Source organism: Microbulbifer discodermiae (assembly GCF_040742695.1).
GTDB lineage: Bacteria > Pseudomonadota > Gammaproteobacteria > Pseudomonadales > Cellvibrionaceae > Microbulbifer.
Genome location: NZ_JBFLAB010000007.1, coordinates 1 through 15081 on the forward strand (window position 1 = coordinate 1; position 15081 = coordinate 15081).

The window sequence follows — 15081 nt, forward strand, 5'->3', positions numbered from 1 at the left end:
GTTTCGCCGCTTGAAAGGTTTCCGAAGAATATTTAGTCGATTTGATAAGTTGGATGTCGTTTTTAAGTTCTTCATCAACTTTTCATTGATCGCTGACCGGCTAATTAGTGTTAACAGGCCCTAGCAGGTTGTTGAAAAAGGCATCCTGCCTGTTTCAAAACACGAAAAGCGAAAAATGTGATTTTCACTTTTCTCCCAAAATCAACGACTTAAGCGTCGTCGATTTTGCCGGAACATCCATAATCCGGTACCAGGCGTCGAACTTCTTCGAACTTCAACAGCCTGCTAGGCCGGCGAACTGGTCTTCGCCGGGTAGTGACCGGGATCAATCCGGGAGTCGGAAGGTGATCGGCAGGGTGAATTCATAGGTATCCTGCGCCAGTTGCGGCGGTACTGCGGGGTAGGGGGCCGCAGTTTCCACCGCGGCCACCGCCGCGCGGTTGAGGCTGCCAAAGCGCGATTCCTGCATGGTCTGTACTTCGGTCACATAGCCTCTGGAGTTGATGATCACTTTCAGGCGTACACTGCCTTCCTGCCCGCGTTCCTGGGCGCGTTTGGGGTAGCGGATGTGCTTGAAGGTGTGGCGTGCGAGCACTGCCTGGTAGACCTGTCGTGCCAGCAGTGTATCCACGGTAATGGGGGCCTCTTCTTCTTCCTCCACAGCTTCTATTTCGCTCTCCGGGGTGGCTTCTTCGGGCGGTGGCGCTGCGGGTTGCGGCTCGCTGCGCTGTGGCGGTGCATTGTTTGGAGCGGGGGACGGCGTCGGTTGCAGTGACGCGAGCGAGGGCGGAGGAATCTCCGCAGCCAGTTCCGGCCCGGCGGGTGCAGCAGTAGTCGTGACTGCGGGCGCTGTTGCGACAGACTCCTGGCTTGCTGCTTGCTCGGACTCAGGGGGTGCGGCGTAACTGGTGCGAACCTCCTCAATACGGCCTTCGCTCGGTGCCAGCAATTCGTATCTGTCCAGCAGGGAGCCGGAGACTTCACCGGCGGCCAACAGTGCTTCGCGAAAATCCGTGGATGGGGGAATAGGGCCTACCCAGGCGCGCAACAGAGTGTTGAAAAAGTTTCTGCTGTCGATGCTGCGCAGGGCCACACCGTCGAGAGCAATGGTGGTTACCCCCGACTCGCCGGAAAAGTCCACGCTGAGCTGGTCGCCCTGGTATAGCCGCCCCTTGAGAAGGTTGGCGAAAGCCACCATATTTTCCGCCTGGTTGCTCAGGGTATCGCCGGGATTGTTTATGGCGATACTCTCCACCCACTGATTGCGCAGACTGCGGGAGGACAGGCTGTCGGCGACAATGCGCACCTCGATCCTGCGGTTGGTATTGTTGTCCAGGAGCAGGCTGGTGGTATTTGCGGGGACATCCGAGTAGACCGCCACTATGTAACGATCCTTGTTGAACTGTTGCTCCAGGGCAAGTCCGTTCAAAAGGGGTTCGGCTTGAGCGGATAGTGCCGTCGCGAACACCATGAGGGCGATGACATATTTTATCGTTTTCATGGCTTAGAGGATTCCTTTTTACCGGATGGGAAGGATCCGGCGGATAGGATTACTGGCACCCCCCCTCCCCGGAGCGCACCGGCCAGACCGGCAGAAGGAGACAACTGCTCCAACTGCACAAAAAAGCGGAGTTGAAATTGATCTGGACTGAGTCTAACTCTACTGAAACTGCAACGGAGTTCAAGTCCGGAATGGGCAGAAAGTCTCGTTTTAGAGACAATGGGCTTGAGGGGGGAAGACAGTGGCCATCCTGGAGATACACTGCCTCCGCCGATAAATAGTTACAGCCTGGTTTGGATTGCGCTCCCGGTATTCAAGAGTCGCTTTCCGGGTCCGCAGGCATATGGAACCCCCCGGCCTGGCGGCGACACCTGCCGGTGCCCACTATAGGACTGTCTGAGGCGAGGGTTCGCCTTGACCGGGGGTTGGCTGACAACGGAACCTTATCTTAATGATTGATTACTTGAACCATGAACACTAAACCACTCAGTGACTTTCCGCGGGAATCCATTGATCGCCTTTTAAATGTCATTCATTTGTTTCGCGACATTCGCGCTGCCAGTGAGTGGCAGTATGACGTACTGCTAAAACGCTCCCAGTTGGTCACTTTGCAATCAGGCGAAAAACTTTTCCGGGCCGGCGACGTCGATCAGTGGGTTTACTTTCTTCTGCGGGGAGAGCTGCACGTACATATGCCGTGCGGCGACGGCAAGGATCCACCCTCCGGCAAGCCACTGGCGGTGATTCGGCCCGGTGAACTCTTTGGTGACCTCTCCATGCTGCTGGCTGAGCCGCGCAGTGCAACCATTGTCGCTGCCCCCGACAATGGGGAGATGCAGGTGTTGGGGCTGGATTGCGCACTGTTCAGCGATCTGGACGACTTCTCCTTACTGCACCTGACCACCAAACTGGTGTTTTACCGCAATATGGTGCACTCACTGCGCTGGAAGCTGGAGGTCTACCGTTCCAGGTACCCGGAGCATGAGCTGGCGGATAGCCACCGCAGGCTCCGGCTCTATACCGGCGCCAAGAATACTCGCGACGAATTAGTGGCGCTGGCCGGGCAAGCCGGAGCCCTGGCACGGATACTGCTCGACTGGAATGTCGAATTCGGCAGCGGGGAGCTCGTCGATGAAGAAACGGATATGGCGGATTTTCTCGAATCCCTCCTGAACTGATCTGATCCAACCGATCGACGGTATTACTAACCCGGTAACTCAATAGGTTGCTGGGTTAATCATAGCCGGTAATGTCGATCCACCTCCCAATCCCATCTCCCGTAAGGGAAGGGGTAGGGCCCGTGTGTAATTTGTTTGTGCCTTCTGAGGAGAAGTAGTGTCTGCGACTGCCTTTTACGGGGGGACGCTGACGAATTCCGCAATCAGAGTGATTCCACCCGCACCTTTCCTGGGGCCCGGCCGTATACTGTTTAAGGCACCTCTGGTTTATCGGAGGAGTGGACTGAGCTTGCACCGAATTAATAACCCGGCAGCTCAATAAGATGCCGGGTTACTGGGGTACAAGGATGTGTCACTGCCGGCAGGGGCCGGTGCAGCCCCTGAAGCGCAAGTGATCCTGCGTAATTCGCAGCTTTTCAGGAGTGACAATCCTATGGATGGGGGATCTCCTCTTCCTCTATTGGGTTGCCGGGTTAATAACAAGTGGTGGCTTAATCTTTCCGAGTACAGCTTTGGGCAGAGCGGCCCCTGGTTTTTTATATGGGTGTCTATTACATGGATTTTTTCACATCGATCTGGCGGCAACGCAACTACCGCATAGCGATATCGTTTGCCTTGCTGGCACTGGCCTGGCTGGTGACTGGCGTATTGAAGTCAGAGCCACAGAATAGGACTGCCGCAGCGACCGCCGGGGCGGAGGCAAACAGCAGTCCCCTGCGGGTTGTGGTGCGCCGGATCAATGCGCAACCCTTTATCACCCGTGTGGTGGTGAACGGACGCACCGAGCCCAACCGCAGTGTGCGCTTAAAGGCAGAACTGGATGGGGTGATTGTGCGCCTACCGGTGGCGGAGGGCGAAGCGGTAGTGAAAGGACAGGTTATCTGTGAAATTGGTGCCAGGGACCGGCCTGAGCGTCTGGTCCAGGCTAAGGCGGTATTGCGCAAGGCGGAGCTGGATTACGCCGGTGCCGAAAGACTGCAGAAGAAGGGGCTGCAGTCGGAGACCGATATGGCCCAGCGCGAGGTGGCGCTGGCCAACGCGCGCGCTGAACACAAGCGGGCCGGCCTGGATGTTGACAACCTGCAGATCCGCGCCCCTTTTGATGGCGTGGTCAACCGGCATGCAGTCGAACTCGGGGACTTTGTGCGCCGCGGCGACGAATGTGCAACGCTGCTGGACCTGGACCCGATGCTGGTGGTGGGAGAAGTGGCGGAGTCCCAGGTGGCCGCTCTGTTATCCGGCGGACCGGCCAGTGCCCAACTGCAGGAGGGACAGCTACTCAGGGGGCAGTTGCGCTATATCAGTCGGCAGGCGGATGCGGTGACCAGGGGTTACCGGGTGGAGGTAGCCGTGGACAACCACTCCGGTGCTCTGCGCGGGGGGCTCAGCGGGCGGCTGGTGTTGCCCATGGGAGAAGTATCGGCGCACCGGATTAATTCCTCCCTGTTAACGCTGGATGATGACGGCAACCTGGGAGTCCGCACCATCGACGACGACAACCGGGTGCAATTTGTCCCGGTGGGTTTGGCCGGTGACAGTGAAGACGGGGTCTGGGTGACGGGCCTGTCGGATCCGGCGGCGCTGATCACGGTGGGGCAGGAATATGTCAGCCCGGGAGATGTCGTGGCAGCGGAAATTGAGCCAGCGGCTAGTCATCTGTCAGTATCCATACCGCTCGAGCGGCAAGGCGCTGTGCCTGCGACGGACAGCCAAACGCCACAGCGTGGAGAGGGGCAATGAAACTGTTGGAAAGTGCGGTGCGGCGCGCCCGCAGCACGGTTTCACTATTGTTGCTGGTGCTCGTCGTCGGCATTGTCGCGCGGTCTATGATGACCATTGAAGCCAACCCCGAAGTCAACCCTCCATTTGTGGTGGTGCAGGTGCGCCATGAGGGAATTTCGCCGGAAGATGGTGTGCGGTTGCTGGTCCGTCCCCTGGAGCAGGAACTGAGAAGCATCGAGGGTGTGGAAGAGGTTATCTCCACAGCGCGCGAGTCCCTGGCATATGTGGTTCTGGAGTTCGATTCCGGGATTGACGTCGACGATGCGATAGACGAGGTCCGCACCGCAGTTGATCGCGCCAGGGCCGAACTGCCGCGCGAGGCAGATGAGCCCATGGTGGAGGAAGTGGCGGCGCAACCGTTTCCCGCCATTGTGGTAACGCTGGCTGGCGCTCGGGTGGGTGAGCGGGCGCTGCTGCAGGCGGCACAGCGCCTGCAACGCAAAATCGACAATATCAGTAGCGTACTCGATTCCGATTTGCGCGGTAACAGAGAAGAGGTGGTGGAGGTCTCCATAGACCCGGTGCGCCTTGAGCACTACGGCATTACCAGCAGGGAGCTGATCAACGCGGTGCTCGGCAATAACCTGCTGATCACCGCCGGTGAGCTGCAAACGGACGGCGGTCGTTTTTCGGTCAAAGTGCCGGGCCTGATCGAGTCGGCGCGGGATGTTTACGGTATTCCCCTGCGCAGTTCCGGTGCCGGTGTGGTCACTCTGGGCGACGTCGCCAATATTCGCCGGACTTTCAAGGATGCCGAGAGTTTTACCAGTGTCAACGGCCGGCCCGGTCTGGCGATCAATGTGAACAAGCGCAATGAGGCCAGCTCGGTGGAACTGGCGGATGCGGTGCGGGTTGCGGTACAGGAGGAGCTGCCCTACCTGCCGCGGGGAATAGAAGTCAATTTTATCTTCGATCAGTCGGAGTTTGCCCGCGACATGGTGAGCGAGATGCAGGGCAATATTCTCACGGCGATGCTGCTGGTGATGATTATTGTGGTGGCCGCGCTGGGGTTCAGGTCCGGCATGTTGGTGGGATTTGGTATTCCCTTCTCGCTCCTGTTTGGCTCCATTGTCACCTGGTATTTGGGCTACTCATTCAATTTCATGGTGATGTTTGGCATGTTGCTGGCGCTGGGCATGCTGATTGATGGCTCTATCGTGATCACCGAGTACGCCGATCGCAAGATGGCGGAGGGCATGTCGGCCGGTGTCGCCTATAGGCTGTCCGTGCGGAGGATGTTCTGGCCGGTGGTGGCCTCCACCGGCACCACACTGGCGGCTTTTCTGCCGATCATGTTCTGGCCGGGTGTGGTTGGTGAATTTATGCGCTATCTGCCGGTAACCGTATTTGCGGTGCTTGCGGGTTCGCTTTTGTACAGCTTGTTTTTTGCCCCGGTACTGGGCTCCCTGTTTGGCAGGGGCCACCTCGATGTCTCCAGACAGCGGTACCTTCGACAATTGGAAAACCAGCCGGAAAAACTGCGCGGATTGACGGGCACCTATGCGCGGATACTCGGCGCTGTAGTTCGCCGGCCGATATGGGGCCTCGTGATTACCCTGCTGATCCTGCGGGGTATCCTGTTTGCCTACGGCCAGTGGGGCGTCGGCGTGGAGTTCTTTACCGACACGGAGCAACAGTACGGCAATGTTGAGGTTCGGGCCCAGGGTAACCTTTCGGTGGCGGAGAAAAAACAGCTGGTCGGGCAGGTTGAAAGCGCCGTACTGGCGGTGCCGGAGGTGCGTGTGGCCTACACGGCGATAGGCTCCGGCGGCCTGACCGGCAACAGGGAGCAATCACCGGACATGATCGCCAATATACTGGTGGAGTTGTACCCCGCACAGGAGCGTGAGCGCCGCAGTAGCGAAATCTTTGCCGACCTGCGCGCGCGCAGCGCAAATCAGGCCGGTATCAAGGTGAGTGCCAATGCGTTCGAGGGGGGGCCACCGGTGGGTAAGGATATAGTGCTCGAGTTGCGCTCGCGGGATTACGATACCCTGCTGGCGGAAACCTGGCGCCTGCAGCGGGCGATGGAAAGAGAATTCAATGGTTTGCGGGATGTCGTCAATACAGCACCGCTGCCCGGTATTCAGTGGGAGGTTGAGGTGGATCGCGCCAAGGCCGCACTCTACGGTGCGGACCTCACTGAAATTGGTCATGCCGTGCAACTGGTCACCAACGGTGTACTGATGGCGGAGTATCGTCCGGACGATAGTGATGACGAAGTGGATATCCGCATCCGCTATCCGGCGGATGCCCGCGGGCTCTCCGCGCTCGGCCAGTTGAAGGTAAATACGCGGGCCGGCGCAGTGCCCATCAGCAGTTTTGTGCATACGCTGCCCAAACCAAAGGTGGACAAGATCGAGCGGGTGGACGGCATCACCAGAATGCAGGTAAAGGCCGACGTCGATGAGGGAGTACTTGCTGACGATAAGGTGGCTGAATTACGCGCTTGGTTGGAGCAGAATCCCCTGGACAGCAGGGTGGCGATATTGTTTCGCGGCGCCGATGAGCAGCAGAACGAATCCATGCAGTTTTTAGTGGTGGCATTCCTGCTGTCGCTGTTCCTGATGTTTATCCTGCTGGTGACCCAGTTCAACAGCTTTTACCAGTCGCTGCTGATACTGTCGTCCGTGGTGATGTCCACCATAGGCGTATTGTTGGGGCTTCTGGTGACCCAGACCACTTTCAGTGTAATCATGACCGGAGTCGGTATCGTCGCACTGGCGGGTATCGTAGTGAACAACAATATTGTGCTGATCGACACCTTTAATTTTGTGCGCAACAGCGAGCCCGGGCTGTCACCGGCAGCGGCGGCCATCAAAGCAGCGGCCCAGCGGCTGCGGCCGGTATTTCTCACTACCGCCACCACCATCCTGGGCCTGTTGCCGCTGGCGCTGGGGGTCAGTATTGATATGGTGAACCGCGACGTGGTCGTGGATGGGGTAATCGCCTCTTTCTGGGTAAAACTCGCCAGTGCGATCGTTTACGGCCTGACCTTTTCCACCCTGCTGACTCTGGTGGTGACGCCCATCATGTTGGTGCTGCCGGGACGCCTGCGGGATCTGGCCAGCCGGTGGTTGCCGCTACGCGCTGGAGGGGCACCACTGGGGAGAGGGTGAGCGGCTGTCCGGTTTTTCCAGTGCTGACGGCAGGGTAACGACAATTATCTCAGGAGTGTCCAGTATGCCAGCGGAGTGGCCGACTGAAGTAGTCAGACGGGCAGAGTCACTGCATATGGAGTTGTGCGCTGACATTGACCGCTTTGTCGATTGGCACCAGTTGCCGGATTTCTTTCGGCCACTGGTGGAGCACTACTATCTCCCCTTGGCACTCTGGCTCTCTGACTGCAAGCGACAGCAGCATACGCTGGTGGTGGGTATCTGCGGTGGTCAGGGTTCAGGTAAGTCCACCCTCGCTGAGTTTTTACATCTGGCCTGGGAGTATCTCGGTCTTCGCAGCGCGGGTTTTTCCCTGGACGACATTTATCTGAGCCGGGCGCAACGGGCCCAATTGGCGGCGGATGTACACCCGCTTCTCGCCACTCGTGGAGTGCCCGGCACACACGACATACCGCTGGGTATGGATATCATTGATCGACTGTGTGGACTCGGTGGACCAGGTCCAGTGTCGCTTCCCATGTTCGACAAGGGCGCCGATGATCGAAGGCCGCGGTCTCTCTGGCCAGTCCAATCCGTGCCGGTGGATATTTTGCTGCTGGAAGGCTGGTGTGTCGGGGCCCGCCCTTGGAGGGGTGGGGAAGCGCCAATTAATACCCTTGAGCAGCATGAAGATTCCGATGGCAGTTGGCGCAACTTTATTAATAAGCAGCTCCGCGGCCCCTACCGCGATCTGTTCGCACGCCTGGATAGACTGGTAATGCTGAAAGTGCCGGATATGGACTCTGTGCTGGACTGGCGCTCCCTGCAGGAGCAAAAACTGCGTGCGCGTGGCGGCAAGGGAATGCGCGCAGATGAAATTGGGCGGTTTATCCAGTATTACGAGCGGATCACTGTCAATATGCTTGCGGAGATGCCACAACGGGCGGACTGCGTCCTGGAGTTGGGGCGGGATCACTCTATTTGCGGTGTGCGCCTGAACCCCGGGCCCCCAGGGGATAGGGTTGAAAAGCAAAAAACCCGGCGCTAGTGGCCGGGTTTTTTGTGCGGTGGGTGAGGCCCGCCGCGATGGTCTTCGCTCAACCGGCGATTATTTGGCTTTTGGCGGCCGGCCGCGACGCCCTGGGGTTTTCTTTGCCGGGGCGGCTTTCACAGCGGTAGCCTTTTTCGGACGGCCGGGTGATTTCTTTGGACGGCCGGGAGATTTCTTCGGACGGCCGGGAGATTTTTTCTCCTCCCCGGTGCTGGCGGCCGCTTTCTTTGGTCGACCCGGCTTCTTTTTGGCTTTAGCTGCCGCCTTTTTCTTTTCAGCAGCGGCTTGCTTTTTGGCCTTGGCGGCTGTCTTTTTCGCCTCGGCGGCTGCTTTCTTCTTGGCGGCCGCGGCCAGAGTCTTAGCTACCGCGGCTTCTTCCTTGGCCACAGCCTTGGCCACCTGGCTGGCAATCTTATTGGCAGACTTGATGCTTGCCAGCTGCGCTTTGGCGTCCTCTGCGGCTGATTTGGCTTTGTCCGCAGCCGACTTTGCAGCTGCGACGGCAGCCATAGCAGCCTTGAGCTGTTTCTGCTGGGCAGCAGTCTTCTTTTTGGCGCGAACAGCTTTAAGCTTGGTCCGAGCGGTTTTTGCTTTGGCGGCGGTCTTGGTTGCGTCTTTGGACAGCTTGTCAGCAGCCTTGGTTGCATCTTTTTCCTGCTTTTCGCGCGCGCTTTCCAGCTTGGACTTGAGCGCTTTCAGCTCCGCCTCGAGTGTTGCAACAGTTCCAACCGTTGCCTTTGCTTTCTTACGTGCAGCCATAAAATATCCCTGTGTTCAATTGTTGTGGTGGGTGAAAAAAATCTTCGCGCTAATTGCATCGTATTTATATACTGAAATGCAAGTCCTTTAAGGCGATTTTACTGTGATATGAATAAATTTAAGGGTATTTTTACATTCATCGGCTTCATTTGGCTGTGGATTTGCGGCTTTTGGGCGGTTTATCAATATTGTTATTCCGGACAGGTTGCCTGGCTGGGAGTGTTATTGAGTGCCTGGAGTTTGCCGGTGTGGATGTGGCTGAGGTATTGCTGGCCACTCAGATTTAGTGGAGATCAGCGCGAATCCCCGGCCTTCGCGATGGTCCTGCTGGGGTTGGCAGTCGCCCTGCTTTTCGACCGGGGATATGGGCCGCCCGTCTACCTGACAATCTATAACCTGTTTCTCCTGTTACTGTATCTGTTTCACATGAGTGCCGTGAAACACCCCTCGCTACCACCGGTGAATGGCATATTTCCCGGCCTCAGTTGTGTGGGCGGTATCGACTGGAATGCCACCGCAGCAGCGGGACAAAGGGGGATGGAAGGGGTGCTGTTGTTGTTTTTGCGCGGCACTTTCTGCGCAGACAGCCTGCGACAGGTCGCGACACTAGGCGCTTTACGGTCCAGCCTGGAAAAAAACGGAGCCATGGTAGTGCTGGCCAGTACCGAGAGTGAAGTGCACTGGCAGAAGCTACAGGCGGAAGGTCTACCTGTGGAAATTATCCAGCTGGCGGCCGGGGCAAAAGAAAATATGGCCTTTGTCGCCGCACAGGCTATGCCGGTCTGGCTGAGGCTGGCCGCAACTATAGTGCCGCGGTTTCGCTACCTGGCGGATTCGACAGCTGTGTGTCGCCCGAGCGCCTGGCTGCTGGATAAAGACGGCTATGTGCTCTGGCGGCAGCCGGCGGCAAACTACCGGCAGCCGGCTGAGATGTCAATGTTGCGCAGCCAGTTGTTCCGTCTGGGTGAATGACCGCTGCTCGGCACTGTGGTTCCAATTGTGAAACAGGGAATTAGCCATCAGTTGGGGGGATGGCTGTTGGTATCTGAGTGCCAGAAAGAGCGAATTACTCGCCGAATAATGGACAGTAGCCCAAGTCTTTTGGCCTGTTATCCCGGCGAGTTGTCTCAGGTAGGAGCAAAGGATGGGCGTTACAGGGGTCCGTAAGGGAGGTAGCGGTTGCTGGAGTGTTGTTTAATCCACTGCAACTGCTCCCGCTCCAGTGGTGCGCGACGCTGACGCAGCGCCCTTGCCAGTGGGATTACTGCCGATTCCGCGCCGGCATCCCAGCCGGGCAGCTGTTGTTCGGCGAGGGTAAAAAACTGTATCAATCGCCACAACTGGGAGTTATCCCAGCGCGCGGTTTCTTTCTGCCACGCGGATGCCGACAGTCGAATGAGGTGGGATGCCTGCAGGGCATCGCTGTCCAGCGTTTCCTGCAGCGGTGACTGTGCCTCTACTGAATCGATAAACTGCAGCAGTAGTTCGCGCTTGATGTCGCCGGCGGTGCCACTCTCTGTAACCGTTTGTTTTGGTTCCCAGCTTCCAACACTCATTGCTCGATACCCTTCCGGTTGTTGTCACTGGCTATTATAAAGGGTAGGGGCGCAGGTTGCCGAGGTGAGACTGCTTGGCAAGAAGCGACAATAGACGGCATATGACTATGACAATGATTTAAGAGGTCAGAGATGGAATTTACTGTGCAACCGCTGCCGGCCAGCAAAAGAGTGGCACTGGTGGCCCACGACCACCGCAAGCAGATGCTGGTCGACTGGTGCGGGCGCCACCGCCAGCTCCTGCAGAGGCACCGGTTATTGGCTACCGGTACCACGGGCAATTGGGTTGAAAAGGCCACTGGCCTTCCGGTGGAAAGACTCCTTAGCGGACCTATGGGAGGGGACCAGCAGCTGGGGGCGAAAATCTGTCAGGGTGAGATAGACCTTTTGGTGTTCTTCTGGGACCCCTTCGAACCCATGCCCCACGACCCGGATGTCAAAGCGTTGCTGCGGATAGCGGCGGTATGGAATATTCCGGTGGCCTGCAACGCGACCAGCGCGGATATGATGGTATCGTCGCCATTGATGAATGAGGAACTCGAGCGACAGGTGCCGGACTATCAAAGTTACCAGTCTGCACGGGGCAGCGAATCCCCCCTCTGAGTGCTAAAAATTTGCTCCTCATGACAAGTTTGATCTACTAACTCATTGAATTTCAGGAATTTTTTTTCACGCAGTTACGTATTACTTGCAAATCGGGCAATTTCGCGGCAATCTTGCCCACCTGATCAGACCGGTCAAACCGGCGCCATTCGCATTAGATATTAGATAACTGTACGGTGTTTTATGAGTAGACGACGCGGTAAGGCCGTAGAAGAGGAAAAAGCTGATATCGACCTCACGCCCATGCTGGACGTTGTGTTTATCATGCTGATCTTCTTTATTGTGACAGCCTCCTTTGTCAGGGAGAAGGCGTTGGACGTGAATGTGCCGGATCCCGATCAGCAGGTGGAGACACCGCCGGATCCCGACAAGCAGAACATCCTGCTGACGGTAAATGCCAACGACGAGATTTATATGGGGCAGAGCCGTATCGATACCCGTGCCGTGCGCGCCCGTATCGCCCAGCTGTTTGCAGAGAATCCGCAGGCTATAGTGATTGTGCGCGCGCACAACAAGTCCAGTGCGGATACCTATGTCCAGATCGCGGATGCGGCCCAGGAAGTCAGTCCGGGCATTCAGGTCTCTCTGGTACCGTTTGAAAATTGATTAGGTCACTGGGGTGACGGCCCCGGCGAACTGCCGGTATTGGGTCACCGCTGCCACCTAGTCCAGCAATCTGTAAGCGAGCCTCATCCGAGGCTCGCTTTTTTTGTATCTACCGCTATCCGCAAGCCAGGCGGCTCTACTCTCCTGCCCTTTAGCAGGTGCCGGGAAAGTAGCTTTCAACCCTCTGTTGTCCCGAACAGGGATGTCCGGGTCGCAGATCAGGCGTGTAACTGCTCGACTTGTCGTGGAGGGTTTGCGGACAGACACCGCAAACCTGGTTTGAGATAAGCCGGGGAGGGTTTTTCCAACAACCTGTTTGAAACAGCTCCCATCGCCCTCAGTGGGACAATCAGAACTCAGACCGAATTGCCCAGAGGTCCGGGAACACGGGGTTGAACAGGGTGCCCTGCAGATACCCGACGCCGCTGGAACCGCCCGTCCCCATCTTGTTGCCAATGGTTCTTTCCACCATTTTCACATGGCGATAACGCCATTGCTGCAACGAGGTGTCGATGTCCACCAGTGCCTCACAGATCTCGCTCACCAGCGGGTCGCGGCGGTAAATGTCGATAAGCACCTGCTGCACCTCTGCGGATGGCTCCGCCGCTTTGGTGAGATCCCTCTGCAGGGCGCTGGTGGGGATAGGCTGGCCTTCCCGGGCGAGAAAATTCAGAAACGCGTCCCACAGGGTGGGGCTTTGCAGGCGCTTTAACAGGCGATTGTAGTGCTCGGAGCCGGTTTCATAGTTGTCCAGCTTGCCGGCATCTTTCGCACCGTAGAGGAATTCCAGCTCGCGAAACTGAAATGACTGGAAGCCACTGGCGCTGGAAAGGCGATCACGAAACGACAAAAACTCCAGCGGGGTCAGGGTTTCTAGGATATCCACCTGCTGGATCAGGGTCCGGTAAATAGTGTCGATACGCTTAAGGGTGTGAAGGGCGCGATACTTTTCTCCATCGTTGAAGAGACGCATGAGAAAGTCCAGTTCGTGCAGCAACTGCTTGAACCACAATTCGTAGCTCTGGTGGATGACGATAAACAGCAGTTCGTCGTGCTCTGGTCCGTCGGAAAGGGGTTGTTGGCACCGGAGTAATTCATCGATTTTCAAATAGGAACTGTAGGTAACGGTCATAAGAGGGTGATACCTGATTGTGTTTTGACCAGCTTTTAGGCGTGTTCCGGCAAGGAAATCTTGGCCGTAATAACCGCCAGGACGCTTGGTCCGGCTGCCAGGCAAAACTGAATTTGGGAAAAATATAACTATGGCCGCATTATAAGCCCGGGAGCCTTGGGAGTGGAAAAACAATCCGGGGCCGGTCCCGGTAGCGCCAATTGGCGGAGTAGAGCCATGCCGGGACGCCTCGCCGCTGGCCTTTTGGGGAGGTCCCGGGGCAGTCGCCGTCAACCAAACTGGTCGAAACGGGACTCCTTCTGTGTGGAGAAGCGGTTACCATGTGCAGATGTATTCGCGGCCCGGCGCCATCTCAATCCCGATCAATGGAGTTGTCCATGGAAAGTACATGCACTGAGATTCTGTCCCAAGTCACTGATCGCGTGCTGGAAATCACCATCAACCGCCCGCAACGTAAAAACGCACTCACCATGGCCATGTACTCTGCCATGGCCGAATTACTCAACACAGCTGCGGATAGTCCCGAGGTCCGTGCCGTTGTGATCACCGGCAGCGCTGGGGTGTTCACCAGCGGCAATGACCTGGCGGACTTTCTCGGTGGTTCGGCATCCGGCGATGAGTCGCCGGTATTTCAGTTTATGGTGGCACTGTACAATTTCCCCAAACCGGTGGTTGCGGCAGTGAATGGGCCGGCGGTGGGTATCGGCACCACTATGCTGCTCCATTGCGACATGTCGTTTGCCGGTGAGGATGCGATGTTCCAGATGCCTTTTGTCAATCTGGGTCTCTGTCCGGAATATGGCTCCAGTTATTTCCTGCCGCGCATGGCGGGGCATGCCAAAGCCTCGGAACTCTTGTTACTGGGCAAAAAATTTGGAGCACAGGAGGCCGTACAACTGGGCATATGTAATGCTGCAGTGTCCGCCGATGAAGCTATCACCCAAGCGCGGCTGGCGGCGGAGGAACTCGCGTCCAGGGCTCCGGCGGCGGTGCGCCTGACCAAACAGCTACTGCGTCGGGCAACCCATGCGGAGGGCCTGCAGTGGATGCAGGAGGAGGGCGCGCAGTTTCAAAAACGACTGAATTCGGAGGAGTTCAAAGAGGCGGCCACCGCGTTTATGGAGAAGCGCCCGGCCGACTTCTCCCGCTTCGACTGAGGGTATCCCCCGCCTGCTGCCTGTTTGCTGGTCTTATTTCGCCGCGATGATTGCCGGTGATGCTGCGGGGTCGGATCAATGCTTATCAGGCTGTTGAAATTCGAAAAATTTCGGCGCCTGGGACCAAAATATGGATGTTCCGGCAAAATCGGCGACTCCTAAGTCATTGATTTTGGGAGAAAAGTGAAAATCACATTTTTCGCTTTTTGTGTTTTGAAACAGGCAGGATGCCTTTTTCAACAAGCTGCTATGGCGTATTTGGTCGCGGCAGTGGCGAATAGATTCGGCGCAATGGGATCAATGGAGAAGCGGCGATCTGCTCAGAAATCAAACAGTTCTGTGATCAAATTGCGGCGCTTTTTTTGCGCCAGAGGTGTAGCTTCACCTTCCGCTACGGCTTTCGCTGGCGCGGACAGCGGCATTTCACCTCGCGACCGCTCAACCAATTTGTCCAGTTCTCCCCGGTCGAGCCAGACACCGCGACATTTCGGACAGTAGTCAATTTCTATGCCCCTGCGTATCTCGCTGAGCATGCCTGAATCCTTGCAGGCGGGACATAACATAAAGACCTCCAGTTGGCACTTGAGCGGGTTGCGGAAGCAGCCGCCACTGCCGCTCTGTCGGGCGCCTTATTAAAGACTATACCAATACCGCCCGG

General features: G+C 57.1%; 13 protein-coding genes. 8 read left to right on the plus strand and 5 right to left on the minus strand.

Annotation, left to right across the window (positions count from 1 at the left end; genetic code table 11):
- Nucleotides 1-325: 325 nt before the first annotated feature.
- Nucleotides 326-1501 (minus strand): TonB family protein, encoded by a 1176-nt coding sequence (locus AB1S50_RS03945; protein WP_367149144.1) that lies wholly within the window; start codon nucleotides 1499-1501, stop codon nucleotides 326-328.
- Nucleotides 1502-1971: 470 nt separating this feature from the next.
- Between AB1S50_RS03945 and AB1S50_RS03950 the strand changes: the two genes are divergently transcribed.
- From AB1S50_RS03950 to AB1S50_RS03965, 4 genes are all read left to right on the plus strand, one after another.
- Complete coding sequence (locus tag AB1S50_RS03950; protein ID WP_367149145.1) at nucleotides 1972-2679, plus strand: cyclic nucleotide-binding domain-containing protein; 708 nt, start codon at nucleotides 1972-1974, stop codon at nucleotides 2677-2679.
- Nucleotides 2680-3234: 555 nt separating this feature from the next.
- On the plus strand, nucleotides 3235-4419 hold the full coding sequence (locus AB1S50_RS03955; RefSeq protein ID WP_367149146.1) for an efflux RND transporter periplasmic adaptor subunit: 1185 nt from the start codon (nucleotides 3235-3237) through the stop codon (nucleotides 4417-4419).
- The gene (locus tag AB1S50_RS03960; protein ID WP_367149147.1) at nucleotides 4416-7580 is read left to right on the plus strand and encodes an efflux RND transporter permease subunit; all 3165 of its coding nucleotides are present in this window, start codon (nucleotides 4416-4418) and stop codon (nucleotides 7578-7580) included. Before AB1S50_RS03955 ends, AB1S50_RS03960 begins: the two co-directional genes overlap by 4 nt.
- A gap of 64 nt (nucleotides 7581-7644) precedes the next feature.
- Nucleotides 7645-8607 (plus strand): hypothetical protein, encoded by a 963-nt coding sequence (locus AB1S50_RS03965; RefSeq protein WP_367149148.1) that lies wholly within the window; start codon nucleotides 7645-7647, stop codon nucleotides 8605-8607.
- Between the two features lie 60 nt (nucleotides 8608-8667).
- Here AB1S50_RS03965 and AB1S50_RS03970 read toward each other — a convergent pair whose 3' ends face one another.
- Nucleotides 8668-9369, minus strand: a complete 702-nt coding sequence (locus tag AB1S50_RS03970) for a hypothetical protein (protein WP_367149149.1) — start codon at nucleotides 9367-9369, stop codon at nucleotides 8668-8670.
- A gap of 225 nt (nucleotides 9370-9594) precedes the next feature.
- Between AB1S50_RS03970 and AB1S50_RS03975 the strand changes: the two genes are divergently transcribed.
- Entirely contained in the window at nucleotides 9595-10341 is a 747-nt protein-coding gene (locus AB1S50_RS03975; RefSeq protein ID WP_367149150.1) for a hypothetical protein, read from the plus strand.
- A 179-nt stretch (nucleotides 10342-10520) separates the two neighbouring features.
- Here AB1S50_RS03975 and AB1S50_RS03980 read toward each other — a convergent pair whose 3' ends face one another.
- The gene (locus AB1S50_RS03980) at nucleotides 10521-10925 is read right to left on the minus strand and encodes a hypothetical protein (RefSeq protein ID WP_367149151.1); all 405 of its coding nucleotides are present in this window, start codon (nucleotides 10923-10925) and stop codon (nucleotides 10521-10523) included.
- Nucleotides 10926-11057: 132 nt separating this feature from the next.
- Between AB1S50_RS03980 and AB1S50_RS03985 the strand changes: the two genes are divergently transcribed.
- Together AB1S50_RS03985 and AB1S50_RS03990 are read left to right on the plus strand one after the other, a co-directional pair.
- Entirely contained in the window at nucleotides 11058-11528 is a 471-nt protein-coding gene (locus tag AB1S50_RS03985) for a methylglyoxal synthase (protein WP_367149153.1), read from the plus strand.
- 183 nt (nucleotides 11529-11711) lie between these two features.
- On the plus strand, nucleotides 11712-12134 hold the full coding sequence (locus AB1S50_RS03990) for an ExbD/TolR family protein (protein WP_367149154.1): 423 nt from the start codon (nucleotides 11712-11714) through the stop codon (nucleotides 12132-12134).
- A gap of 349 nt (nucleotides 12135-12483) precedes the next feature.
- Here AB1S50_RS03990 and AB1S50_RS03995 read toward each other — a convergent pair whose 3' ends face one another.
- On the minus strand, nucleotides 12484-13266 hold the full coding sequence (locus AB1S50_RS03995; RefSeq protein WP_367149155.1) for a tryptophan 2,3-dioxygenase: 783 nt from the start codon (nucleotides 13264-13266) through the stop codon (nucleotides 12484-12486).
- A 377-nt stretch (nucleotides 13267-13643) separates the two neighbouring features.
- On the opposite strand from AB1S50_RS03995, the gene AB1S50_RS04000 reads away from it, so the two are divergent.
- The gene (locus AB1S50_RS04000; protein WP_367149157.1) at nucleotides 13644-14423 is read left to right on the plus strand and encodes an enoyl-CoA hydratase; all 780 of its coding nucleotides are present in this window, start codon (nucleotides 13644-13646) and stop codon (nucleotides 14421-14423) included.
- Between the two features lie 320 nt (nucleotides 14424-14743).
- Here AB1S50_RS04000 and AB1S50_RS04005 read toward each other — a convergent pair whose 3' ends face one another.
- Nucleotides 14744-14956, minus strand: a complete 213-nt coding sequence (locus tag AB1S50_RS04005; protein ID WP_455363731.1) for a TFIIB-type zinc ribbon-containing protein — start codon at nucleotides 14954-14956, stop codon at nucleotides 14744-14746.
- Between the last annotated feature and the right edge of the window lie 125 nt (nucleotides 14957-15081).